The following is a 24650-nucleotide window of genomic DNA, read 5'->3' on the forward strand; positions in this document are numbered from 1 at the left end:
GCCAGGACCCAGGCGGGTGAAGCGATAGAGGGGATCGCTCAGGTGGCGGCGAGTGCGTTGATGTCCTGGTTCTCGAGCAGGCGCTGGGGCGCGCCCTGTTTCGCGACCCGGAGCATCGCGCGACCAACGCGCTCGGTCGTCGTGATGACCCCGGGAAAGAGCGTCTTCAAGACCGGAGAGAGCGGCCCCATCACCCAATAGAGGACCCGGTACAGCCGCGTCTTCGACGTCTCGCCGTGCATCGGCTGGATGAACCCCGGGCGGAACATGTACGCGGCCTTGAACGGCAGCTGGAACAGCGCGTTCTCGGTCTCGCCCTTGACGCGCGCCCACATGACGCGGCCCTTCCCGGTGCTGTCGGTGCCGACACCCGACACGTAGATGAACGTCATGCCCGGGTTCAGCCGCACCAACGTGCGCGCCGCCGCGAGCGTGTAGTCGTACGTCACGCGCCGGTAGTCCTGCTCCTTCATGCCCGCTGAGGACACACCCAGGCAGAAGAAGCACGCGTCATGGCCCGAGAGCTCCGCCTCCACGGTGGAGAAGTCGGTGAAGTCGCGGTGCAGGAGCTCGGTGAGCTTCTCGTGCCGCTGCCCCGTCTCGCCGCGGCCCACCACGAGCACCCGCTCCACCTCGGGGTCGAGCAGGCACTCGCGCAGCACGCCCTGTCCGACCATCCCCGTCGCGCCAAAGAGCAGAACCTTCATGTCATCGGCCTCCCGGGTGGATGTCGCCGAGCTGGGTGGAGACGATGGGGTGCTGCGCCGCGGTGTCCCAGGGCAGGTTCGGCCACCAGCGCTCGAGCGGCGCCGGAGCGCCCGGCTCGATGCTCTGGCCGGGCCTGGGCACGACGACCATGTCGTTCCCCTCCTCGGCCGCCGCGAGCACGCGCTCGATGGGCTCGGTCCAGCCATGGGCGGCGAGCGTGAACAGCCCCCAGTGCACCGGCAGGAGAACGCGGCCCTGGAGCATCCGGTGGGCGAGCACCGCCTGCTCGGGTCCGATGTGCCAGTCGGGCCAGGCGCTGTGGTACTGGCCCACCTCGATCATCGTCACGTCGAAAGGCCCCAGGCGCGCGCCAATGTCCTTCATGGCCGGGAACAGCCCGGTGTCACCCGAGTAGAACGCGCGGTGCGCGGGGCCGTGGAGCGCGAAGCCGGCCCACAGCGTCGCGTCCTTGTCGAGCCCGGTCCGCCCCGAGGCATGCCGCGCCGGAGTGGCGGTGATGTCGAGCCCGCGGACCCGCGTGTGCTCCCACCAGTCGAGCTCGACGATGCGCGCCTCGGGCACACCCCACGCGGCCAGATGCGCACCAACGCCGAGCGGCACCACGAAGGTGGTGTCCCAGTCCTTCATGGCCGAGACGGTGGGATGGTCCAGGTGATCATAGTGGTCGTGCGAGATGACGACCGCGTCGATGGGCGGCAGCTCCGAGAGCGCGACGGGCGGGGCATACCACCGCTTGGGACCCACCCAGCTCAGTGGCGAGGCGCGCTCGCTCCAGATGGGATCCGTGAGGACGCGGTGGCCGTCGATCTCGATCAGCGTCGTGGAGTGCCCGAGCCACGTGACGCGCAGACCCGTGGCTGGCGGTGTGTCGAACCGGCGGCGGTCGCCGGGCACGGAGGGAGGCGGCTCGGCGGGGCCCACGTCGGGGCTCGCCTTGAACATGGCCGACAGCGAGCCCCACCAGTCATTCCAGAGCGGCTGCGGGTTCTCGAAGTGCCCGTCCTTCCATTGCGGCGAGCGCTCCATCCGCACGCGCCGCACACCGCTGGCACGAGCACCCAGGGCGGGCCACGCGTCGGCGGCGATGGCGGCCAGGACCACGGCCAGCACTCCCCCCATCCCGAGCGCCACGCGCGCCAGTCTGCTTCGAATCTTCATGGGCTTCACCGGCTCCTCGGAGGGACGCATGCCGGGAGGGCTCGCCCGCTCGATACAAATTGACAAAGTACATAAATATTGTCAACTTGTTCGCATGCCGGATGAGAAGAGCCAGGAGCGCGACGCGCAACGACGGGCGGAGATCCTCCAGGCCGCGCGGGAGTGCTTCCTCCAGTTCGGCTACGCGAAGACATCGCTCGACGACATCGCCAGGCGAGCGAACATTTCGCGGCCGCTCATCTACCGGAAGTTCAAGAACAAGGACGACATCTTCACCGCAGTCATCGAGGAGCTCTTCGAGGAGCGCTATCCCCGGGCCGAGCAGGTGCTGGCCTCGCCCGGCACCCGGCGGGACAAGCTCCTGCGCCTCTATGAGATCCTCCTGCTCGAGCCGTGGGACGAGCTGATGGGCGCGCCCATGGCGGCCGATTTCTACGAGGTCTGCTCGCGACTCTTCCCCCAGGTGGAGGCGAAGCACGCCCGGCGGCAGCTGGAGCTCACACAGGCCCTCCTGGAGAGCAAGGAGCTCTCCGAGGTCTTCATGCTCGCGGTGGACGGGCTCCAGGGCGACCTGCCGGCGACACGTGTGCTGCGCCGCCGCCTGCAACTGCTCGCCGAGCGCTTCGTGCCTTGAGGACCGCTGGCGCCGGTCAGGCGCCTCAAGCCCCGGAGCCATACACGGAGCTACAGGGGGCTACGAATTTGCCTTGAGCTGTATCCCAGGTGAAGGTGTCCGGCGTCGTTCCGCCGTCATCCACAAGCCACCCTCCCCCGGAGTCCGCGAATGATGCTCCTCCTCACGGCCGTGGCCTCGTTGACCCTGGCGACCGCGCCTGGTGACGGCTCGTCACACCTGCTGCGCGTGGCGTTGGATACAGCAGCCCTTTCGGCGCTTCCTCCCTCGTGCTTCCGCGAGCCCACGAAGGCCTCGCACGCACCTGCGCCGGAGCAGGACTTCACCTGGGTGTTGCGCGACGGGCAGGGAGGCTCGAGCACGCTCGAATCGGGTGCTCCCTCCTTCACCCTGGGCGACGCGGGAAGGGTGAGCCTCCCCCAGCAACTGCTCGGCTCCGATGCGCGGTACTCCCTCCAGAGCTTCCAGGCTCGCGTGGAGGGCTCGAGCATCATCACGCATCACACGACAATCGAGATCGAGCTCATGCCCGGTGAGGAGCGCTGGACGGGAACCCTCACCCTGAGCGCGCGCGATGAGTGCCGCGGCGGCACGTGCCAGCTCACCTGCGAGGTGAAGCTGCCGTTCACGGCGAGGCCCGTGCCTCTCAGCCTCGCGCGCGCGGCACGCTGAGGAGCCGGGCGCGACAGCCCGGTGCACGGCCCGAAGCGTCGCTCAGTCGAGCGGCAGCATGAGGGTGAACGTCGCGCCCGCCCCAGGCCGGCTGACGAGCGTCACAGTGCCCTGGTGAGCATCCACCATCTGTTTCACAATCCAAAGCCCCAAGCCGAATCCACCTGAGAACGTCTGGCTCCCCGCCTGGACGAAACGCTCGAAGATCCGCTCGTGGTCCTTCTCGGCGATACCCGGTCCAGCGTCTCGAACGACGAGCCTCACCCAGGGGCCTTCCGCTTGCACCCGGATGTGCACGGGAGCGCCTGGGGCGTAACGGGTCGCGTTTTGCAGCAGGTTGGTGAGCGCCTGCTCGACACGCATCCTGTCCCAGCAGCCCACGATGGCTTCGCGAGCGTCGACAGTGACCTGGCACCGGGCCCGCGCGAACTCCTCCGCGAATCGCTCCACGGTATCCGTCACCAATTCCGACATGTCGAAGGACTCTCTCTGGAGCACCGGAGTCCTGACATCCGCACGAGAGACGTCCAGCAGGTTGTTGATGAGCTTCTCGAGCCGGCCGCACTGCTCCTGGATCCGGAGCAGCCGGACGTTGAGCTGTTCCGCGGTCAGCGTTCCCTTCGCCTTGGCGCGAACCATCCCCTGGACATAGAGCTGGAGCGAGGTGATGGGGGTCTTCAATTCATGTGACGCGACGGAGAGGAACTCATCTCGTGACCGGACGGCGAGCGCGAGAGCGGCGGTCCGGTCGAGAACCCGGCGTTCGAGCTCGGCGTTGAGGCGCTGCAGTTCATCCTTCGCCATGCTCAGCGCGGAGCTCTCGATCATCTGCCAATTGCCCGCCCTGCGCGTGAGGGCGAACTGGTGGTTGGCGACCACATCGAGGATGTCATGAGGCTGGCAGCGACTCAGGCAGTAGCTGCACATCCCAATGATGTGACGGGACTTGAAGGTCCGCGAGACCCGAGCCTCGTAATCGACGAAGCCATTCCAATCCGAGCGCTCGACCCAGTACGTATTTCCCGTCAGCCGCAGCCCGGCGAACCCATTCGCCAGGGCCTGCTCTTCACGCTCCAACCATCCTCGCAGGGTGTCGTCCGGGTCCGACCTTCCCGTCCGCGCATACCAGTCCTGGTGGTCGATGATCTCGATCTGGTTGCGCCGCTCTCGCTCCATGAGATCCGGAACGACGGAACGAAGCGCCGTCCGGGCGTCTTCGGCGCGGAAGGGCTCAGAGGTCACCCACAGGCATTTCTCGTTGTTGTCAAGGCCCGCTTTGAAATAGGGCACCAGCGAGTCCACGAGGTCTTCTCGCTCCTCATAGAACTGGCAGAAATGCGAGCCCCAAGGGAGGGAGCCAACGACCGAAAGCCCACTGGGCCTGGGAGCATCGTGCATGGAGGACCTTTCTTAGGCTGGAGTCAGGTGTACTACAACCGGCGTACACGCCCTTGTCGGAAATTCGCCACCGTGGCTCCGGAATCGGCCCGCCAGGCGAGCGCTCGTCGAGGACGAGGAGCAGGACACCGAGGAGCAGCCACGATCGACAACTGGCGGCTCCATGGTGCCGAGCCCGGACGACTCGTCCCGAGTTGGGGCACTGTCAACCAGCCGGCCTGCTCGAGGCTGGCGCCTGGGCGCGCGCACGGCGCTACTCAGTGAATCTGGACGGCGAAGGTCTCCCACGGGCCGACCGCGGTGCGGTTGACGATGAGCGGGCTGTCCCCAGAATCCTCCGCGCAGACGTACTGCCCGTTGCCCACGCATCTGGCCAGCATCGTCGCGGACCCGGTGGGAGCTGGATGGAACGGGGGTGAAATGACCACCCCGTCCAGTCCCGGAGAAACCGTCATCCAGCACCGGCTCCGCCGAGTAGCGCCTCTCCCAGAAGCCTCCATGCCAATCCACGCCGAGCCCATACCAACAGGTGGAAGTGATTGGAGGCACCACTCACGGTACAAGCAAGAGCACTTCCGCGAAGCGTCTGGATGAGGGGTCATGCAGACGGGGGCCACAGCTCACTCCCTATGGTCATTCCCCAATTCTTCAAGACTACTGCAGCCCGAATTGGATTGGGGATTTCCACTAAGGGAACGCCCTGACATGGAAAGCCCGTATGGTTTGAGAGGGAACGGTGACGGGTCTGAAATAGGCCGCGACCCGCCACGGTTGGTTGTCGTGAAGCCAGAACGGGTTTGCGCATCGCTCACACTCCGAGAACGTCATTACCTGGCAACGTGCAAAAACGGATATTGACGGATTCCAAGTGGGTCTGTTAATCAGCGCGCCTCTCACAGAGAAAAACATCCCGCGAACTGACCGGATGATGCTGTTCAGAGTGTCCGGGGTACGCCCAATGCTCGATCTAAAAGTCTTCTTGGAGAGAGAGTCCGTACAAGCCCAGTTGCTGGACCTGGGGCACCCCATGACCACGACCGCGGCCGCCGCGGAACGTCTGGGCATAGAGATGGCGGGGGTCTTCAAGTCGCTGGTGCTCTGTACGGAGCAGGGCGAGATCGTGATCGCGGTGCTGCCCGGTGACAAGCGTGTCGACTTCAAGAGGATTTGTCAGGTCATGGGCTGCCGAAAGCTGTCGTTCGCCAGGCCCGAGGTGGCACTGGAACGGACGGGTTACCCACCCGGAGGTACGCCCCCCATCGGATGGGAGACGCCACTCCGCACTGTCATTGATGACTCCATCAATGACCATGAGGAAATCTATTGTGGAGGGGGGCGCCCCGAGCTGTTGCTGCGTATACAGCCCACGGAATTGTTACGTGTGAGTGGGGCCATCGCAGCGCCCATCAGTCTCTAAGCCAGACATGCCGCAGTGGCTTGTCCTCGGGGCCCGTCCGGCTCGAGGCGGCCGTTTGTCCATGGCGGCCCCAGCCGTCCAGCTGACTGTCATTGAACTTGTAGAACATCAGGACCCGGACCACCGGCAGGTGGTGGTCTGTCTTCATTCAGAAGTCCTACACCCCAGGAGCCGGAATACAATGAGCCAGGAAGAAATCATCTCAACCCTCAAGAAGATCATGGTGACGGACCTCTTCGTCGAGATTCCCGAGCAGAACATCGGGGCCGACGATGGATTGCAGTCCGTGCTGGGGCTCGACTCGGTGGGCTTCCTCGAGCTGCGCGTGCTCAGCGAGAAGCACTTCCAGGTGAAGATCCCCGACGAGGCGCTCTCCGCGGAGAACTTCCAGAACCTGCGGACCGTCGCGAACCTGGTGCAGCAGCTCCGGGCACAGGGGCGGGCGTAGCCATGGGAATCCTGCAAGCGGATGGCAAGAGGCTCGAGCCCAAGGTGCTCGAGACGCTGCGCGCCGGCCGGGCCGTGCACATGGACCACTATGACGGCCACCGGCTGCCCTATGCGTGCATCGAGGCGCAGGGGGTGGTGCAGAAGATGACCCCGCTGGAGGGCGAGACGGCGGGTCTGGTGCACGAGGTCATCGACGCCAGTGGCGGCTACGCCAGCGCCTGTCTGGGGGCCGGGCATCCCGTGGTCATCCAGGCGCTCACGCAGGCGGTGGAGCGCGGCGGCTACGTGACGGACGAGCTGGGCTCGCTGGAGCGCTCGCTGCTGCTGACCGAGCTCTTCGGGGACAAGGGCCTGTGGGCGGACCGCTTCCCCGCCAGCGACTACCACGTCAGCGGCCGCAACTCCGGCTCCGAGGGGCTGGAGATGGCGCTGCGGCTGGTGCTGGAGTCGGGCTTCGACAGGAAGCGGCTGGCCCCCCTGCCCGGCCGGGAGCAGCGCCGCATGGTGCTCGGCTTCGAGGGCGCCTGGCACGGCTGGACCGGCGGAGTGGTGTCCCTGCTCAACCGGCGCCACTACCGCGTGGGACTTCCGGAGTACACCCAGGAGGGCACCTACGGCCTGAAGACGGCCTTCCTGCCCTTCGGGGAGCTGGAGGCGCTCGAGCGCTTCTTCGCCGAGAACGGCCGGCAGCTCGCGGGCGTGGTCGTCGAGCCCATCCAGGGAGACGCCGGCATCATCGTGCCGCCCCGTGGCTACCTGCGCCGGCTGGCGGCGCTCTGCCGCGAGTACGAGGTGCTGCTGGTGGCCGACGAGGTGCTCACCTTCGCGAAGTCGGGTGGCTTCTTCGCCATGGGGGATGAGGAGGGCCCCATCGCCACGGACGTCACCGTCATTGGCAAGAGCCTGGGCATGGGGGCGCTGTCCACCTCCATGGTGATCGCCCGGCGCAATCTGAGCATCCGCTCCAGCGGCGCGGTGTCCACCTCGGATCTGCGGCCGCTCACCTGCGGCGTCATCCGCGCCGGCATCCGCCACATGGTCTCCGAGCGACTGGTGGAGCGCGCGGGCCCGGCGGGCGAGGAGCTCCGTGCCCGGCTCCAGCGCGACGTGGTGCAGCAGTTCCCCTCGCTCTTCCAGGAGGTGCGGGGCCTGGGCTTCATGAATGGCATCGAGCTGACGGAGAAGTCCGCGCCGCAGCTCTCCAAGCTGCGCTCCCTGCTGCTCGAGGAGGGGCTCTTCGTGGAGTTCATGGCGGGCGCCGGCCGCCGCTCGCGAGGGCTGCGCTACAGCTATCCCGCCATGCGCATCGCTCCGCCGCTCGTCACCAGTGATCAGCAGCTGCAGGAGATCGTCGCGCGGATCCGCCGGGCCGCCGGCCGCTTCGAGAGCGCCGCATGACGAGCCCCGCGTTCCAGTACCAGGTCCAGCACGTGGATACGGACGCCTCCGGCGTCGTCCACTTCTCCCGCTATGCCGCGCTGATGGAGACCGCGGCGCTCGAGGAGCTGGAGCGCCGTGGGGCGGGCCTGGAGGCCCTGCTGGCGGCGGGGATCGACATGCGGGTGCGCGAGCTGCGCATCCAGTATCTCGCCCCCGCGCAATTCAGGAACGTGCTGCGGTTGGAGGCACGCGTCGAGCAGGTCGGGGTGGCCCGCATCCGGATGGCGGTGCAGGTGTTCCACCAGCCGTCGCCCGAGAGAGAGCGCATCCCGTTGACCACCGGCACCCTGGAGCTGGTGACGGTGGACAGGGCGGCGGGCACCCCCGTCACCCTGCCGGACTCAATCAAACAAGCCTTGTCGAGGAGCACTCAGTGAACACGGTGAACACGGAACGTCAACCGAAGCCCATTGGCTTCACGGCACTCAAGGGGTGGCTGCGGCACCGCCACCCGATGATCTACCTCGACCGCATCGTCGACCACGAGCCGGGCAAGTTCCTCACCGCGCTGATGTCGGTGTCCGGGAGCATGGACTGCATCGTGGGACACTTCCCCGAGCGCGCCATCTTCCCGGGCAGCCACCTCATCCAGGCCTACGCCCAGGCGGGCATCATCCTCTACCAGATGTGCACGTCGCCGCTGAGGGAGGACGAGCTGACCGTCATCGGCTCGGTCGAGTCGCGCTTCCTCAAGCCCGTGGTGCCCGGTGACCAGGTCATCTTCCACGTCACCGCGGAGCGGCTGATCAACAACCTGTTCCACTTCGCGGGCAAGGCCACGGTGGACGGTGTCCGGGTGGCCGCGTTCCGGGCCAGCCTGGTGCGCACCCCGGTGTCCAACATGGGGAATCCGCTGTGGTGAGCGCCTCCAGCTCCACGCCAGTCGCCATCACCGGCATGGCCTGGACGACTTCCCTGGGCGACGACCTGGAGGGCGTCTGGCGTCGGATGCTGGCGGGCGAAATGGGCTTCGTCGAGATGCCCAGCGAACACCGGGTGCGCAACCTCCGGGTGGCCGCCGTGCCCACGTCGGGCACGTCCGCCACCCGGGCGCACCAGCGGCTGCGGTACCTGGCCAGCCAGACGCTGCGCCGGGCCCTGCGTCAGGGAGGCCTGGAGGCCAGCAGTCCCGGGCTCCGGCTGGTGCTGGGCACCAGCCTGGGCGCCTACCTGGACGAAGCCGAGGAGCGGACCGCGCCGCTGGATGCCTGGGCCCAGGACGTGGCCCGGGAGCTGGGCGCCAGCGAGCCCGCCCTCTGTCTGTCCACCGCCTGCTCCTCCGGCGCGGACGCCCTGTTGGTCGGGGCCGAGCTCATCCGCGCGGGCCTGGCGGAGGTCTGCGTCTGCGGCGGCGTGGATGTCATCACCGAAAGCAAGCGCCTGGCCCACTCGGCCCTCACCACCATGTCACCGGGGCTGATCCGCCCCTTCGATCAGCGGCATGACGGCATGCTCCTGGGCGAGGGCGCGGGCGTGCTGGTGCTGGAGTCCCCCGCCCACGCGGCCCGCAGGGGCGCGCCGGTGCTGGCGCTGCTGCGGGGGGTGGGCTCGGCCAACGACGCGGCGAGCATGACGTCGCCGGATGCCGAGGCCCTCGGCGCCCGGCTCGCCATCGAGCGCTCGCTCGCGGACGCGGGCGTGGCTCCGGCCGAGGTGGGGCTCATCAACGCGCACGGAACCGCCACGCCGGTCAACGATCGTGTGGAGGGTGAGACCTTCCAGGCGATCTTCCGCGGCAACGCCCCCATCGTCTTCGCCACCAAGAGCAACTTCGGTCACAGCCTGGGGGCCACCGGGGCCATCGAGGCCATCGCCGTGGTGCTGGCGCTGCGCGACGGGCGGGTTCCTCCCATCGCCGGCCTGGAGCAGCCCCTGCCCGGCTTCCCCTTCCCGCTTCCGGTGGGCAGACCCCAACCCCATCAGGCACGCCTGGGCCTGAGTCTGACGTTGGGCTTCGGCGGCTTCGACACCTCTCTCGTCATCCAGGCGCCGGAATGAACATGAATCCAGACATCCTCACCGTGGGCGGCCGGGGCCAGGCGTCCGGGGGCGAGGTGGGCCCGCGGCTGGCGCAGGTGCGCCGCGCCGTGCGCTACGCCGACCCCTCGTCCTGGGCCATGGCCAACGCCGTGGACGCGGCGCTCACCGCTTCCCCCCGCCCGCTGGACACCAACCGGGTGGCCCTGGTGAACCTGGGGCTGCAGGGCCCTTCCGAGGCCATGGCGCAGGTGGCCGGGTCCGTGTGGGAAGGCTCTGTGTCCCCCGTGCGATTCCCCGCCGCCTCTCCCAGCGCGGCGGTCGCGCTGAGCTGCATCGCCTGGGGGATTCGAGGCCCCACCTTGTCGTTGCTCCAGCCCCTGCGACAGGGCCTGCCCGTGGCACTCGCTCTCGCCCGGGGCTGGTTGGGTCGCGGACAGGTGGAGGGGGTGCTCCTGGCTTCCTTCCACCTGCCGGCGGGTGGTGCCCCCCCGCGCGCGGCCTGCGTGTTGCTGACTCCTTCTCCCGAGGGAGAGCCCGCCAATGTCGAGCAACTCCTCGGTTTCTTCTCCACCTCCCTGGGGTAACTGACATGCGCTTTCCCTTTCAGCTCTCGGGACCGGCCTCGGGGCTCTCCCCGGCTCTCATCGATTCCTTCCTGAACGAACGCATCACCGATGCCACCACCGGTGGCGCGGCCTCCCAGCAGCCGTGGCGGCTCGACGCCCTCGCGGAGGGGTGGCGTCGGTTGGGCCTGCGCTCCGGGGACCTGGTGTTCGTGGCCATGCCCAACGGGCCCTCGCTGCTGGCGCACTTCTTCGGAGTGCTGGCGGCCGGCGGCGTTCCCGCCCTGGTGGCGCCCGCCACGCCCGTGGCGCGGCTGAAGGTGCTGTTCGAGACCTTCTCGGCGCGCGGGCTGGTGACGCCCCGGCTGCCCGAGCTCGATATGGCGGGGCTGGAGCGCTCCTCCCTGTTGGGCAGCGAGACGGCGCTGCTGCCTCCGAGCCAGCCCCCACCGCTCAAACCGGGCGAGGTGGTCATGCTCACCTCGGGGACCTCGGGCTTCGCCAGCGGCTGTGTCTTCGACCTGGAGGCGCTGATGCGCAACGCCTTCAAGCACACGGGAGCGGTGGGACAGCGGGAGGAGGACTCGGTCCTGGTCAACCTGCCGCTGTACTACTCGTACGCCCTGGTGGCCCAGGCCTTCGCCACGCTGCTGAGTGGCGGGCGGCTGGTCATCAGCGGGCCTCCCTTCAATCCAGAGAGCTACCTGCGGCTGGTCCATGAGCACCACATCACCGTCTCCTCGGTGACCCCGCTGCTGGTGCGCTCGCTCCTCGCCCAGGAGCACCTGCCCGAGAGGCTGCGCGTCCTCACCGTTGGAGGCGATGCCCTGGCCGCCCCGCAGGTCGAGCGGCTGTTGAAGCTGCGGCCCGGTGGCGAGCTGTACCTCACCTACGGGCTGTCCGAGGCGGGGCCGCGCGTGGCCACCCTGGCGGCCCACCTCGAGCCGCCCCACCGTTACACCTCCGTGGGGCGTCCCCTCCCCGGCACGCGCGTGGAGTTGGAGGGCCAGCGGATACCGGGTCAGGGAGAGCTGCTGGTCTCCTCGGACACGCTGATGAAGCGGCGCATTGGCTTCGTTGAGGGGCGCAAGGCGCATGAGTGGCGTGCTCCCGGCCTGCTCGCCACGGGTGACATCTTCGAGATCGACCCCCAGGGCTACCTCTCCTTCATCGGCCGGCTGTCGGACTTCGTCGTCAAGGGCGGAGAGAAGATCAGCCTGGCCTCCGTGCGGCGGCTGGCCACGTCGTTGCCAGGGGTGGTGTCGGCCCGCACCGAGGTCATCGTCGATCGGGTGGAGACGAACTACGACCTGCACCTGGTGGTCACCAGTCCCGAGCTGACCTCCGAGTCCGTCCGGCGCCACCTCCAGGGTCAGCTCCGGCGCACGGAGACGCCCCGCACCATCTACCTCATGAGCACCAACGACAGTCGAGCCCAGCTCGGGCACAAGTGAGCGGCCGGGCCGCCAGGGAGCAGAAAAGACCATGAAGGCCGTGGCGATCCAACAGCATGGAGGGCCGGAGGTGTTGCAGGTGGTGGAGCTGCCCGAGCCCGCCCCGCGGGCGCAGGATGTGCTCGTGCGGGTGAAGGCAGTCGCGCTCAACCATCTGGACATCTGGCTGCGACGCGGGGGCTCGGGGCTGCGGCCGAGCCTCCCTCACGTCCCGGGCAGCAACGTGGCCGGAGTGGTGGCGAGCGTGGGCGCCGAGGTCAAGGATCTGGCGCCGGGGACGGAGGTGCTCGTCAACCCCGGGCTCTCGTGCGGACACTGCGAGGCGTGCCTGGCGGGTGACGATCCGGCGTGCCGCGGTTTCCAGCTGGTGGGTGAGCACCTGCCTGGGGGCTATGCCGAGTACGTGGCCGTGCCCCGGCGCAACGTGGTTCCCAAACCCGCCCGGCTCTCCTTCCCCGAGGCCGCCTGCCTGCCCCTGTCCTTCCTCACCGCGTGGACCATGCTCGTGCGGCGCGCGCAGGTGAAGCCGGGCGAGTGGGTGCTGGTCCAGGCGGCCGGTTCCGGGGTGGGCAGCGCGGCGGTGCAGATCTGCAAGCTGCTGGGTGCCACGGTGATCGCCACCGCCTCCAGCGCCGAGAAGCTGGCCCGGCTCCAGGAGCTCGGGGTCGACCACCTCATCAACTACGCCGAGCAGGACTTCGTCACGGAGGTCCGGCGCCTCACACGCCGACGCATGGTGGACGTGGTCGTCGAGCATACCGGCGCGGCCACCTTCGAGAAGAGCGTGGCGTGCCTGGCGGGTGGGGGGCGGATGGTGCTCTGCGGGGCCACCACGGGGGCCGAGGTGAAGCTGGATCTGCGGGTGCTCTTCTCCAAGCGCCTCTCCGTGCTGGGCTCCACGCTGGGCTCCAAGGGGGACCTGCTGCACCTGCTCCGGCTGGTGGAGCAGGGCAGGCTGCGGCCGGTGCTGGATCGCACCCTGCCGCTGGAGGAAGCCGCCCAGGCCCACCAGCTGATGGAGCAGCGGGCCCAATTCGGACACATCGTCCTCACTCCGTGACTCGCGGAGAACAACCTGGAGGCGCTGGTGCTGCGCCGGGACTCGCACGACGGCGGCGGGTGGGCTAGTCCAGTGTTCGCATGAGACGAACCGCGGGCATCCTTCTCATCCTGTTGTCGGGCGCTTCCTTCGGAGCGCTGGGCATCTTCGGGCGCGTGGCGTACGCGTCGGGAGCGAACACGCCCACGGTGTTGTTCCTGCGCTTCGGCCTGGCGGCGCTGCTGCTGGGCGCGGTGATGGTGGCGAGGCGGGTGCCGCTGCCCCGAGGGCGCGTGCTGGGCGGCCTGGTGCTGCTGGGAGCGTTGGGGTACGTGGGGCAGAGCCTGGCGTACTTCTCGGCGCTGAAGCACGCGTCGGCTGGGTTGACGGCGCTGTTGCTCTACCTCTTCCCGGCGCTGGTGGCGCTGCTGTCGGTGGTGGTGGACGGCGAGCGGTTGACGCGGAGGCGTGTGGTGGCCGTCGTGCTGGCGCTCGGGGGGACGGCGCTGACGATTGACTTGAATGGGGGAGCGAGTCCGAAGGGGATTCTCTTCGGGTTGCTCTCGGCACTGGTGTACGCGGTGTACGTATTCACGAGCTCGCGGGTGGTGGGGCCGGCGGGGCCGCTGGCTTCGTCGACGGTCATCCTGGGCTCGGCGGGAGTGGTGTACGGAGCGCTGATGGCAGCGCAGGGGCCGGCGCTGCCGCAGACGCCGCAGGGCTGGATGGCGGTGGCGGGCATGATGCTGCTGTCGACGGTGATGGCGGTGCTGACGTTCTTCGCGGGGCTGGAGCGGGTGGGGCCGGTGGTGGCATCACTGCTGTCGACGGTGGAGCCGCTGGTGGCGGTGTTGCTGGGGGCGCTCCTGCTGAGCGAACGGTTGAGCGCGTCGCAGGGCGTGGGAGGACTGCTCATCCTCGCGGCGGTGGTGCTGCTCTCGAAGCCCGAGAGCCCCCCCACCCCCCTCCCCCGCCAGGAGCAGGTGTCGGGGGGTTCGTGGGCGCGGTCGAGCGAGAGTACCAGCACCACCGACGGCGGCTGAGCCCGGCCACCTGAAATTCCCGCCGTGTCTTGCCCTTGTTACCCGGGGCCGCGAAGAAGTCCCGGGTGGAGGGATTGGGCTCGGAGAGGGTCCTCCGCGGCTCAGTGAATCCGGACGGAGAAGGTCTCTGTGTTTCCGGTGACGGTGGCCACGAAACCGTTCGAACAATTGATGAACGGATACAGTATTTTCATTGCTCCCCTGGCTTTCATTCACCGAGCTCTTCGGCAGCGGCTTCTGCTTATTCAGAAAAGAGCTTGTCCACGCAAGCGAAAACCAGGACAAGAATGATGTATGTATTCTCTCCCTCGAAAGGGGGATTTCCCCGGGTATCGAATCTGGTACTCGACTCAGGGTTGGCAGATGGGCTCGGCGCACGACCGGGGCACGTCGTCAGCGCGCGTGGCGGCGTAGTCACGAGTCATTCGACTTCCCCTGAAAGTGCTCCCGGTAGCGCGCTGGAGTGACGCCGAGTCCGCGCAGGAAGGCACGCCGCATCACCTCGGCGCTGCCAAAGCCGCAGGAGTTGGCGATCTCCTCGACCCCCTTGTCGGTCCGTTCGAGCAGGCGCCGGGCCGCTTCGACGCGCAATTGCTGGACGTAGCGGGCCGGGGTCTTCCCCAGTTCCTGGAGGAACACGCGGGCGAAGTTGCGAGGGCTCATCGCCACTCGCGCGGCCAGGGATTCAACCGACATCCGCTCGCCAGGGTTCTCGGCCATCCAGACCTGGAGCTCGTGGAGCGCCTTGCGCTCGGCGGACTGGGCGGACAGGGCGACGCTGAACTGGGCCTGCCCTCCGGATCTCCGCAGGAACAGCACCAGACCACGCGCGACCTGGAGCGCGGCGGTGCTTCCGAAGTCCTCCTCCACCAACCCCAGGGCGAGATCCATCCCGGTGGTGACTCCCGCCGAGGTGTAGATGCGGCCGTCCTGAATCCAGATGGGATTGGGATCGACGGACACACGGGGGTAGCGCAGGGCCATCTCGCGAGCCCACCCCCAATGCGTGGTGGCGCGCCGGCCATCGAGGAGCCCGGCTTCGGCCAGCAGGAAGGCACCGGTACAGATGGAGCCCAGGCGCCGCACCTGGGAAGCTCTCTCGCACAACCAGCGCAGGAGCGAAGGATCGCGCACGTTCAGCACGCCAGTGCCTCCAGCCACCAACAGCGTGTCGATCCGTCCGCGGACCTCGTGGAAGCTCTGCCCGGCCAGGAGCGAGAGTCCCGACTCCCCCGTGACGAGCCGTTCCGCCGTGCTCGTCACGAGCTCGATTTCATAACCGGAGCCGCTCCTCCCGAGGAGACGGTTGAGGCCCGCGAAAACCTCCACGGGGCCCACGACATCGAGTTCCTGAACGGGCGGCACGGCGAGCACGACCACGCGTCGCGCCTGACGGACCGAGCCATTCTTCCTTCCACTCCGCACCAGCTGCGCCGCACGTGTGCTCACCTCGTCCTCCCAGCCCGCGAACGCCAACCCACGAGTGCTCGCCCGACTCTGGCAGGAATCGTGGGGTCTTCGTCCTGACGGCAAATCCGCGCGGACAGTACCTTGCTCGGGCCATCAGACGGCAACCCATGCGCACACGCATGGATTCTCGCGAAGGACTCGAATGAACAGGCGCGACTTCGGAAAGACTCTCGGCACCCTCCTGACCGCCTCGGCCCTGACGGGCGGGCTGGAGGGCCTGGCCGCCGCTCCCGAGACAACTCGCGGCGGCCGGGACTCGCCCCCGCCGACCCCGGGCACGCGGTTGCGGATCGCCATGCTCATCTACCCGGGAATGACCGCACAGGACATGATCGGCCCGCAGCTCATCTTCGCCTCGCTCGGGAATGTCGACGTCCACCTCGTGTGGAAGACCCGGGAGGCCGTGGTCAGTGACACCGGAGTCCCCATCCTGCCCACCGCCACGCTCCAGGAATGTCCGAGGGACCTGGACATCCTGTTCGTGGGGGGTGGCTTGTCGGGCACATGGGCCCTCATGAACGATCTGGAGGTCCTCGACTTTCTCGAGGACAGGGGTCATCGCGCCCGGTACGTGACCAGCGTCTGCACCGGTTCGCTCGTGCTGGGAGCCGCCGGCCTGCTGCGCGGGTACGAGGCCGCCTCGTACTGGGCGGTGAGGAACCTGCTTCCGCTGCTCGGGGCCAGGCCCATCGCCGAGCGAATCGTCGAGGATCGCAACCGCATCACGGGAGGCGGTGTCACCGCGGGCCTCGACTTCGGCCTCTACCTCTCGGCTCGGCTGCGTGGAGAGACGTTCGCCCGGATGCAACAACTGTCCATCGAGTACGATCCACAGCCGCCGTTCCAGGCTGGAAGTCCCGAGAGCGCCGGAGAGGCCATTACGGCCCAGGTCCTGGAGATGCTGGCGCCTGAGCTCGAGGCTGGCCGACAGGCGGCTCTCGAGGCAGGGAGGCGACTCGACGAGCGCTGAACCACGTCATCCTTTCGTCGTGTTGCTCATGCATCGACCTCGCTCCCCTTCAGGGCTTCTCGGTGACTGGGAGTCGTCCCAGCCCGGCTCCCCCTGCGAGGAGGACGACGACCGCGAGGGGGAGCAGGGCCGCCCCCGCCAGCACCGGGCGCGCACCGCCCTGGGCGAGCAGCGAGCCCGCCAGCGCACCGCCTCCCGCGACCCCGAGCGACCAGCACGCGCTATAGAAGGAGAAGCCCTCGGCGTGCCGCGCGGGGGGAAGCGTCCGCTGGAGGAGGAAGGTCAACGTCCCGGTCAGCGGAGCCAGGAAGAGGCCCGCCGCGACGAGCCACAGTCCCAGCCCTTGGAGCGAGGCCATCCACCCGAGCGGGAGCAGCAGCAGACCCCACAGCCCCAGCATGAGCTTCGCGCGCCAGGTGCCCTCCGCGCGCCCCCGCGCCCCAGGCAACAGGGTATAGACGAGTCCTCCCACGGCGCTCACGGCGGACAGCAGCGCGGCCAGCACGCCCCATTGCGCCGCGCCCACGCCCACCTCCTCCAGCCTCGGAGGGACTCCCGCCTCCAGCGCGCCCCAGCTCACGCCCAGCACCGTCACCAGGACCAGGACCGCCAGCACCCCCGGGGTACGCCACACACCCGGGCCCTCCCGCGTGACGACGGACGCCGGCACGGGAGAGAGAGGCCGCTCCGGGAGGCCCTGGCTCAGCACGCTCGCGGCGAGCGCGCTCATGCCCATCAGCCCCAGCGCGAGGAGGGGGACGCCACTGGCGGACGCCATCCCCACCAGCAGCGGTCCCAACACCCACTGCACCTCCACGAGGACGGCGTCGAGCGCGAAGGCCGCCTCCAGCCGCGAGGCCGGCGCCACCGAGGCCAACAGGGCGCGGATGCCTCCCTGCACTCCGGAGGGCATCACCCCCAGCAGCAGTGCTCCGGCCAGCAGCACCGGTGCCGGCGCGCGCAGGGTGGCCGCCGCGCAGAGTCCCACCGTGAGGAGCGCCTGCCAGTACAGCCCCCGCCTCAGTCCCGTGAGCAGGGGCTCGCGGTCGAGCATCCGCCCGCGCCACGGCGCCGCGAGGGCCGCCCCCACGGAGCACGCACTCGCCATCCAGGCGCCGAAGGTGAAGGAGCCGGTGGCCTCCCGGCCGGCCATGAGCAGCGCGAAGGCCGTCATCGTCCCGGGCAGCCGCGCGAACAACGCCGTCAGCACCCACCGTCGCCACGTCCGCTCCCGCCACAGGTCCAGGGACAGGGCCCCCCGCCTCGTCGCCGCCATGAGAATCCCTCCTCGTCAGTGGGGGGGAAGATGCGCCCGCCTCATCTGTGAGGACAATCGATTAAAGTGCCCGGGTACGGTGAGCTTTCCTCACCGGTGCCTGGAGCACGCCATGCCCGCCCCCCTTCCTCCCCTCAATGCCCTCCGCGCCTTCGAGGCCGCCGCGCGCCATGGCCACATGGGACGCGCCGCACGGGAGCTGGGCGTCACCCACGGTGCGGTGAGCCGGCAGGTGAACCTCCTGGAGGAGCACCTGGGAAACCGCCTGTTCGCCCGCGTCGGGCGGGGACTGGAGCTCACCGAGCGCGGGCGGGAGCTGGCCGAGCGTGCCACGCGCATCTTCGCGGACCTCGCGTGGGCGGTGGATCGCGTCAACGCGAAGCCCACGGCGGCGACGCTGCTGGTGGGCGTGCCGCGCGCCTTCTCCATCCGGTGGCTGGCGCCTCGGCTGGCCGGGTTCACCGAGGCCCACCCGTGGATCGAGCTGCGCGTGGACAGCTCGCGCGACGAGGTGGAGTTGGGCCGGGGCGAGGCGGATGTGAGCATCCGCTTTGGCGAGGGCCCCTGGCCGGGCGTGGTGGTGGACTCGCTGGGCGAGGAGCGGCTGTTCCCCGTGTGCGCGCCCTCGTTGCTGCACGGGGGCCGGCCGCTGCGCAACGTGGCGGACCTGGCGAGGCACACGCTGCTGCACTTCGCCGACACCCCGGACTGGGCGAGCTGGTTGAAGGCCGTGGGCGCCACCGACGTGGACGCGACGCGGGGCCCTCGGCTCAGTGAGCTGGCGGCGGTGCTCGCGGCGGCCGAGGCCGGGCAGGGAATCGCCATCGCGCGCAGCACGCTCGTCCAGCGCGAGCTCCAGAGTGGACGGCTGGTCCGGCCGTTCTCGGGCGAGGCGGTGGACGGCCGCGGCTACTTCCTGCTCACCACTGCGCGCGGCAACCGGCAGCCCAAGGTGAGCGCCTTCCGCACGTGGCTGCTGCGGCAGTTCGGCACCGCTCGGTAGCGCGCCCTCCACACCCGGGAGGAAACCTCTGGAACGCTATCTTCAATCCAGAAAACCCGAAAAAGCCAGGCCGTTCCTCTCATAGCCGAGGAGTCCCCCTGCGATGATGGTTTACAGCATGACCTGACAAGGGAGCGGAAATGGCTGACAGAGATGATTCCAAGCGCATCAACGCGGTTCGGATGGATGTGAGCCGGCGAGCGTTCCTCAAGGGGTCGCTGGCGACGTCGGGAGGGCTCGTCCTCGGAGGGGGAACGGGACTCGTGTCAGGACTCGCCAACGCGGCACCGGCCGGTTTCCCGAACTACACATACATCGGCACGGCGTTCAACAAGGTGAATTTGAGATACAACCCGACTGGCGAGCTCATCTTCCCCTGCATCCGAGGCACGATCGGCCGGGTCGCGAACCCGTTGGCGCGCTACTACCTGTATTACGCGCCCCACGATGCGCCCGGTGGCATCTGCCTGGCTTACGGCGACCACCTCTATGGTCAGTTCACCGAGTACGCCTACAACCCGATCTTCTCGCGAACGTGGCCGGGGGGCCCACCCGATATCAGCCACGTCTCGTCACCGCACGTGCTCTGGAACTCGCGGGTGAACAAGTTCTACCTGTATTTCCACGGCGAGAACACGGTCACCCGCGTGGCGACGTCCACCGACGGCATCCACTTCACCTACCAGGGAGGGTGCGTCTCGACGAGGTTCTTCACCGATGGCTCCGTCACCGAGACGTCCTACGCGCGGGTGTTCGAGCACGACATTCCGTCCAAGGGCAGCCACTACGTCATGGTGTTCATGGGGAACCAGAACGGGAGACGCCGGATCTTCTGGGGCTGGTCCAAGACCGGTGACGCGCAGAGCTGGACAATCCAGCAGACCCCCCTCATCTCGCCGGCCGCTGATGGTGAGACGGACATCTCCGGGCCGCATGTGGTGTTCCGCAACGGAACGGCCTACGTCATCTACCACGGAGGCAGCGGTAGGATGTACATCACGGAAGTCGGGCTGAACTTCGACAAGGAGCTCCATCTCGGGGTGTTCCACACGCCGCTGGGCGGGTGGCCAGATAACGGCCGGGCGGCGGCGCCGTCATTCGGCACCGAGAATGGCGAGGAGTACATGTTCTACGAGGCCGGTCACCGTCTCAACGCCACGATCGCCGTTGCCAAAGTGCTGTGGTGACCTGCGGTGTAGCGCGCGCCCCCCGGCCGCGCGAGACTCCTCCGGAATGATTCGAAGCAATCCATCGTGGCAGCTCCTGCTGGGACTCGTCATGACCCTGGTGGGCGGAATCGCGGGCTGTGAGTTCCTCGAGCAGGCGTGGGCCGAAGAGGATGTGCCCACGGGGCCCGCCGCCCACCGGCGGTTGCGTGAGTATGGGACCACGCAGCAGACGCGGGGCTCCCATGAGTCCCCGGCTCCATCCGCGCTGGCGACGCTGCTCGTGATGGGCACCTTCGGGGTGGGGTTGACCCTCCACGGCGTGCGGCAGCTGCAACCACATGCTCGACGTGGAGAACGTGCGGCGGGCGGACGCCGCGTTGCGCAACCTGTAGGCTCAGCGGGTCCGCGTCCTGGTCAGCACGGGTTGCCGCCTGACACGGTGAAGGGCGGACTTCGCGGCAGCGGCATGTACGAGCTCCATCCCGTCTCGCTCTCCACGCGCGGCACTGGAGTTGATGGGACTGAAGCCGCACCACGGCCAGCAGAACCAGGACAACCGCTAGCACGGAGCTCAGGGCGAAATCGATTCGATGCCGAGAGCCCGGCGGTGGATGCGCACGGACTCTCCCGTCCTGGGCCTACGCGGGCAGGGTGCCGTTGCCCGTCTGGATGGTGTTCCAGAACTGCTTGACCTTCTGCACGTAGGTGGCGTCACCCGTGCCGGCGGGGATGGCGTTGGGGTTGTTGCGGTCCACACCGTTGGGACCCGAGTTGTAGGCGCGCAGCGCCAGGTCCCAGTTCCCGAACTGCTCCTTCATGTCCTTCATGTAGAAGGCGCCCGCCAGGATGTTGGTCTCGGGGTCCGCGAGGTTCTTGCCCTGGAGCTCGGGGTGCTTGGCCTGGAGCTCCTGGAAGGTGTTGGGGTTCACCTGCATCAGGCCGGTGTCGGTCAGGCCATTGCCGCCGTTGGTGGAGACGGCGGCGAGGTTGCCGCGCGACTCCTGCCAGATCTGCCCCGCCAGCATGGACGCGGGCACTCCGGCCTTGGCGGCGGCCGACTCGATGGCGCCCTTGAACTGCTGCAAGGCCGGAGGGAACCCGGAGCCCAGACGCGCGTCACCCGAGACGTTGACGGGACCGGAGTCCTTGGAGGTGGAGGGGTTGAGCTCCACGGGGGCCTGCTGGGTAGAGGGGACGCCGCTGTTGCCCGCGGGAGCCTGCGGAACGGCCGGAGCGGCGGGAGGGGCGCTGGCGCCACCGGCCGGCGGGACACCACCGGCCGACGGGGTGGCCCCGGCGGCGCCCTGGATCATCTGCTGCTGCTGTTGAATCATCTGCTGCAGCTGCTGCTGCATCTGCTGCATCTGGGCCTGCACCATCTGCTGATGGGCCTGGATGATCTGCTCCTGCTGCTTGGCCGCGTCGAGGCCCTGCAGCCCCTGCAGGAACTGGGTCCACTGAGCACCGGTCTGCGGGCCCGCGCTGAAGCCATCCTTGTGCATGTCCAACGAGCCAGCGCGCTTGGCGCCGCTCTCCAGAGGGGCCACGGGCTGCGTGGCGGTCTGCCCCACGCGGGGAGCGGAGACGTCCTGCGTGGGGAGGCGAACAGCGAGGTCACGAGAGGAAATGGGCGAGGTCATGGTCGGGAGTCCATTCGAGGCAGTGGAGATGTCCTGCCCTGGAGCAGGACGCGTGCCAGCGGCTCCTCGGCTCCCGGAGGGCCCGAAATGGGCCGTTCTTCCTCGAAAGCAACCCAAGGGAGGGGTGTTCACCCCCCTGATTCGCGTGACAGGCGCCCCCCGGGAGACTGGTGACTGCAGTCCTCCCTGGTGACTGGAGTCACCACCTGGGCCGCCCCCGGGCATCGTCGCGGGCGGCCCGTCGGTGGCGCTCGTGCACTAACGCAGGCAGGTGCCTTGAAGCGTCACGAGCCCGTTGTTGTAGTCCGCGATGGCGACATCGCCGCAGCCGTCTCCGGAGAAATCACCGACCGCCAGACCCTGCGGCGCGTAGTGGCTCGCATACGGAATGGAATAGAGCACCTCCGGCATCAACGCCCCGGCTTCCTGGAGGTAGACGCCCACCTTCATCCATCCTCCGTGCACCACCACGACGTCGTCGTCTCCGTCCCTGTCGATATCCGCGACCTGGACGGACTCCGGGATGTCGTAGGACGAGACGGCCGTGGGGCCGACGAGGTTGCCGTTGGCGTCCTGCACCATGAGCCACAGGACAGTCGGGCTGTTGCCAGGCTTCGACAACACCGCGTCGAGCCGGCCATCGCCATTCACGTCACCGAGTCCGACTCCACCAGCCAGCACGTTCTGCCCCATGAAATAGGAGTCGGGGGTCGTGCCGAGGGCGTTGGTGCCGTCGTGCAGGTGGACCGACAGGTTCGGCACGGCGTAGCCCTGCCCGGACATGACGGCGAGGTCCGGGATGCCGTCGCCGTTCAGGTCACCGACTTCATGGTCATTGTAGCCCGACGCTTTCGTGGCGAACGGGACGATCCGCGAAAAGGCCCCGGTGCCGTCGCCGTAGAAGATGGAGGCGCCGCGGCTCCATCCCAGCGAGATGATGTCGAGCTTGCCATCGCGGTTCACGTCCGTTGCGGCGAGCGTGTCCGCATCATGGTCGGCGACCACGACGGCGGGCGAGAGGCCACCCGTCGCCTTGTCCGCGAGCAGGACGCTGAGCCCCGACCCGTGACCGACGACGACATCCAGACAACCGTCCTTGCTCAAGTCCGCCAGCGCGATTCCATTCCGACTCGCGGTGGCACCGTAGGGATACGACACCGGAGTACCGAGGCCGCCCCCCGCCAGCTGCGGGAAGACGAAGACGCGGTAATCACGTGCGGCGTCGAAATAATGTGTCGTCGTCATGACGACATCGGGGCGCCCGTCGCAGGTGACATCGCCGATCGCCACCGCCTCCGGCCAGCTTCCGACGGGACGGCTCGTGTACGCGCCGAGGGAGAACTGGACACTGGCGAGGCCGCTCTCGAGGACCCCACTCGGCGACGAGCTGGAGGCTCCAGGCGCGGGGACGCCCACGCCGTCGCGATAGCGCATCGGCCCGTCCGTGCCGACGAGCGGTCTGCCGTACATATCCCTTGGAACGTCGTGGAGGGACACCGCGCCCTGATCGACCGGGGGACCTGATTCATCGCACCCCACGGCCAACGCCATCGTCACCAGACAAGACACCGCGCACCAACGCATTGCTGAGCCCCCTTCGCCGAACCTTCAGCGGGATGCAAGCGATTGTAGCAGGCGGCTGCTGAGCGGGGCGATGAAAATCATTGTCCCAGACCCCTTGTATGGGCGTGAGCATCACTCCCGGTCAATGGACGGCGCCACCCGCCAGGCGTCGGGCAGGTGGAGGCGCTCCTCCGTTTCACCCGGCCCGCGGGCCCGCCAAGTATGACATGGGCAAGCCCGACGCATAAAAGGGACAGGGACACGCAAAGGACCCGGTCCGACACCTTGCCCCTTACAAGTCGTCACACGGCGCGAATGAGCCCTCCCCCTCCAGAACACCCCGAGCCCGTGCTGCCCTACCTCGAGACGGGCCAGCCCGGCCACCCCGCCCTGCTCTTCCTGCATGGCGGAGGGCTGAGCTCCAGGCAATGGGCCCCCCCAGCTCGAGCAACTGGCCCAGGACTTCCACTGCCTCGCGCCCGACCTTCCCGAGCAGGGGCGCAGCGCCCACGTGCGCCCCTTCACCCTGGAGGGCTCCGCTCGGGCCGTCTCGGAACTGGTGCGCATGCGTGTACCCAGCGGACGTGCCCACCTGGTGGGCCTATCGCTGGGCGGAGCGGTGGGACTCACCCTGTTGCGCACCGCGCCCGAGCAGGTGGAGAGTCTGATGGTCTCCGGGACCGCGTCCGGGCTGGGGCGAGTGCTCGGCACGGTGTCGCTGTGGAGTGCCGGGCTCTACCGGCTGATGTCTCCCGAACGGCTGGCGGAGCTCTCCGCGCGGCAGTTCGGCATTCCGGAGGAGTTCACCGAGGCCTTCCAGGAGGACCTCGCGCGCTGCGCCACGGCGGACTTCACGCGCAGCTTCACCCGAGCGCTCATGGGACTGCGGTTGCCCCTCGAGACACGGGTCCCCCTCCTCGTGGCCGTGGGCGAGCACGAGACGTGGGCCGCACACCGGGCAGCGCGGGTGCTCGCGCGGAGGCTGCCTGACGCGCGAGCGGTGACGGTGCCAGGTGTGGGGCACGTATGGAACCTGCAAGCGCCCGTGGGGAGGCACTGCCCATCTCGGGCCCCTGACGAACTCCCTGACGCTCAGGCGGGCTCTATGGAGGCCGGGGGTGGGCAACTGCCTTCTTGATTTCTCGAAAACAAGAACTCGATTTACTGCTTTTTCTCGCGTTAACTGCTTACCCGGAAAGCACAAACCTGCCATACGAAACACGCTGGTTCTTGATGCTTCAACCTGTCTTCCATTGATGTTCCTGGTCTTGATTGCCACACAACCATCGAGCCAACGCCATGTATGGCTGGGTTCACGCCCGCCAGGAGACTTGCGCGGTGGCGGATACCGAGAGGTGAACACATGAAGAAATCCACCCAAGGACTTCTCCCCTTCCGAAACAAGACACTGGCATCAGCCGGGACCATCTTCAACGCCGCGTCAGCCTTCCACTTCGCCACGGCGAGCGCCGGGAGCGCTGCGATGCCGACCAGCCCGGCGCAGCCCACCACTCCCCTCGCGGGATGCACGCCTCTGTGCAACGGGGGGACCTGCACGCCTGTCATGCTCGCGGACATCTGG

General features: G+C 68.3%; 24 protein-coding genes. 16 read left to right on the forward strand and 8 right to left on the reverse strand.

The window, feature by feature from the left end; translation table 11 throughout:
* Positions 1-38: 38 nt before the first annotated feature.
* Positions 39-707 carry an NAD-dependent epimerase/dehydratase family protein gene (locus JQX13_RS10325; RefSeq protein WP_203408867.1) on the reverse strand — a complete coding sequence of 223 codons (669 nt, stop codon included), beginning with the start codon at positions 705-707 and terminating at the stop codon, positions 39-41.
* A 1-nt stretch (position 708) separates the two neighbouring features.
* Positions 709-1887 carry an MBL fold metallo-hydrolase gene (locus JQX13_RS10330; protein WP_203408868.1) on the reverse strand — a complete coding sequence of 393 codons (1179 nt, stop codon included), beginning with the start codon at positions 1885-1887 and terminating at the stop codon, positions 709-711.
* Between the two features lie 94 nt (positions 1888-1981).
* Here JQX13_RS10330 and JQX13_RS10335 point away from each other — a divergent pair, with 94 nt between their 5' ends.
* Together JQX13_RS10335 and JQX13_RS10340 are read left to right on the forward strand one after the other, a co-directional pair.
* Positions 1982-2521, forward strand: a complete 540-nt coding sequence (locus tag JQX13_RS10335) for a TetR/AcrR family transcriptional regulator (RefSeq protein WP_239014666.1) — start codon at positions 1982-1984, stop codon at positions 2519-2521.
* A 150-nt stretch (positions 2522-2671) separates the two neighbouring features.
* Complete coding sequence (locus JQX13_RS10340) at positions 2672-3193, forward strand: hypothetical protein (RefSeq protein ID WP_203408870.1); 522 nt, start codon at positions 2672-2674, stop codon at positions 3191-3193.
* Positions 3194-3235: 42 nt separating this feature from the next.
* Here JQX13_RS10340 and JQX13_RS10345 read toward each other — a convergent pair whose 3' ends face one another.
* Positions 3236-4591: an MEDS domain-containing protein gene (locus tag JQX13_RS10345; RefSeq protein ID WP_239014667.1), complete on the reverse strand. Its 1356-nt coding sequence runs from the start codon at positions 4589-4591 to the stop codon at positions 3236-3238.
* A 257-nt stretch (positions 4592-4848) separates the two neighbouring features.
* Positions 4849-5046, reverse strand: coding sequence for a fascin domain-containing protein (locus JQX13_RS10350; RefSeq protein WP_203408872.1), 198 nt, complete (start codon positions 5044-5046; stop codon positions 4849-4851).
* A 572-nt stretch (positions 5047-5618) separates the two neighbouring features.
* Between JQX13_RS10350 and JQX13_RS10355 the strand changes: the two genes are divergently transcribed.
* The 10 genes from JQX13_RS10355 (at position 5619) to JQX13_RS10400 (ending at position 13977) form a co-directional block, all read left to right on the forward strand.
* On the forward strand, positions 5619-6008 hold the full coding sequence (locus JQX13_RS10355) for an aminoacyl-tRNA deacylase (protein ID WP_239014668.1): 390 nt from the start codon (positions 5619-5621) through the stop codon (positions 6006-6008).
* Positions 6009-6189: 181 nt separating this feature from the next.
* Entirely contained in the window at positions 6190-6456 is a 267-nt protein-coding gene (locus JQX13_RS10360; protein WP_203408873.1) for an acyl carrier protein, read from the forward strand.
* A 2-nt stretch (positions 6457-6458) separates the two neighbouring features.
* The gene (locus JQX13_RS10365; protein ID WP_203408874.1) at positions 6459-7856 is read left to right on the forward strand and encodes an aminotransferase class III-fold pyridoxal phosphate-dependent enzyme; all 1398 of its coding nucleotides are present in this window, start codon (positions 6459-6461) and stop codon (positions 7854-7856) included.
* Positions 7853-8275 carry an acyl-CoA thioesterase gene (locus JQX13_RS10370; RefSeq protein ID WP_203408875.1) on the forward strand — a complete coding sequence of 141 codons (423 nt, stop codon included), beginning with the start codon at positions 7853-7855 and terminating at the stop codon, positions 8273-8275. Before JQX13_RS10365 ends, JQX13_RS10370 begins: the two co-directional genes overlap by 4 nt.
* A 5-nt stretch (positions 8276-8280) precedes the next feature.
* Positions 8281-8760, forward strand: a complete 480-nt coding sequence (locus JQX13_RS10375; protein ID WP_239014669.1) for a 3-hydroxyacyl-ACP dehydratase FabZ family protein — start codon at positions 8281-8283, stop codon at positions 8758-8760.
* Positions 8757-9896, forward strand: a complete 1140-nt coding sequence (locus tag JQX13_RS10380) for a beta-ketoacyl-[acyl-carrier-protein] synthase family protein (protein ID WP_239014670.1) — start codon at positions 8757-8759, stop codon at positions 9894-9896. Before JQX13_RS10375 ends, JQX13_RS10380 begins: the two co-directional genes overlap by 4 nt.
* A 2-nt stretch (positions 9897-9898) precedes the next feature.
* Positions 9899-10462: a coronafacic acid synthetase gene (locus tag JQX13_RS10385; protein WP_203408876.1), complete on the forward strand. Its 564-nt coding sequence runs from the start codon at positions 9899-9901 to the stop codon at positions 10460-10462.
* A 5-nt stretch (positions 10463-10467) separates the two neighbouring features.
* On the forward strand, positions 10468-11895 hold the full coding sequence (locus JQX13_RS10390; protein WP_203408877.1) for a class I adenylate-forming enzyme family protein: 1428 nt from the start codon (positions 10468-10470) through the stop codon (positions 11893-11895).
* 31 nt (positions 11896-11926) lie between these two features.
* A complete protein-coding gene (locus JQX13_RS10395; protein WP_203408878.1) occupies positions 11927-12955 on the forward strand; it encodes a zinc-binding dehydrogenase in 1029 nt (342 codons plus the stop codon).
* 80 nt (positions 12956-13035) lie between these two features.
* Entirely contained in the window at positions 13036-13977 is a 942-nt protein-coding gene (locus tag JQX13_RS10400; protein ID WP_203408879.1) for a DMT family transporter, read from the forward strand.
* Between the two features lie 414 nt (positions 13978-14391).
* Here JQX13_RS10400 and JQX13_RS10405 read toward each other — a convergent pair whose 3' ends face one another.
* Positions 14392-15426 (reverse strand): GlxA family transcriptional regulator, encoded by a 1035-nt coding sequence (locus tag JQX13_RS10405; protein ID WP_239014671.1) that lies wholly within the window; start codon positions 15424-15426, stop codon positions 14392-14394.
* A gap of 163 nt (positions 15427-15589) precedes the next feature.
* Here JQX13_RS10405 and JQX13_RS10410 point away from each other — a divergent pair, with 163 nt between their 5' ends.
* The gene (locus tag JQX13_RS10410) at positions 15590-16417 is read left to right on the forward strand and encodes a DJ-1/PfpI family protein (RefSeq protein WP_239014672.1); all 828 of its coding nucleotides are present in this window, start codon (positions 15590-15592) and stop codon (positions 16415-16417) included.
* Positions 16418-16466: 49 nt separating this feature from the next.
* Here the strand turns inward: JQX13_RS10410 and JQX13_RS10415 are convergent, their stop codons facing one another.
* The gene (locus JQX13_RS10415; RefSeq protein WP_203408880.1) at positions 16467-17693 is read right to left on the reverse strand and encodes an MFS transporter; all 1227 of its coding nucleotides are present in this window, start codon (positions 17691-17693) and stop codon (positions 16467-16469) included.
* Positions 17694-17805: 112 nt separating this feature from the next.
* Here JQX13_RS10415 and gcvA point away from each other — a divergent pair, with 112 nt between their 5' ends.
* Positions 17806-18696, forward strand: a complete 891-nt coding sequence (gcvA, locus tag JQX13_RS10420) for a transcriptional regulator GcvA (protein WP_203408881.1) — start codon at positions 17806-17808, stop codon at positions 18694-18696.
* Between the two features lie 140 nt (positions 18697-18836).
* Positions 18837-19883, forward strand: coding sequence for a twin-arginine translocation signal domain-containing protein (locus JQX13_RS10425; RefSeq protein ID WP_203408882.1), 1047 nt, complete (start codon positions 18837-18839; stop codon positions 19881-19883).
* A 620-nt stretch (positions 19884-20503) separates the two neighbouring features.
* On the opposite strand, the gene JQX13_RS10430 is transcribed toward JQX13_RS10425, so the two are convergent.
* Both JQX13_RS10430 and JQX13_RS10435 read right to left on the reverse strand, forming a co-directional pair.
* Positions 20504-21505: a transglycosylase SLT domain-containing protein gene (locus tag JQX13_RS10430; protein ID WP_203408883.1), complete on the reverse strand. Its 1002-nt coding sequence runs from the start codon at positions 21503-21505 to the stop codon at positions 20504-20506.
* A 258-nt stretch (positions 21506-21763) separates the two neighbouring features.
* On the reverse strand, positions 21764-23089 hold the full coding sequence (locus tag JQX13_RS10435; RefSeq protein WP_203408884.1) for an FG-GAP repeat domain-containing protein: 1326 nt from the start codon (positions 23087-23089) through the stop codon (positions 21764-21766).
* A gap of 430 nt (positions 23090-23519) precedes the next feature.
* Between JQX13_RS10435 and JQX13_RS10440 the strand changes: the two genes are divergently transcribed.
* On the forward strand, positions 23520-24206 hold the full coding sequence (locus tag JQX13_RS10440; protein ID WP_203411969.1) for an alpha/beta fold hydrolase: 687 nt from the start codon (positions 23520-23522) through the stop codon (positions 24204-24206).
* Positions 24207-24650: the final 444 nt, after the last annotated feature.

Source organism: Archangium violaceum (assembly GCF_016859125.1).
Taxonomy (GTDB): Bacteria; Myxococcota; Myxococcia; order Myxococcales; family Myxococcaceae; genus Archangium; species Archangium violaceum_A.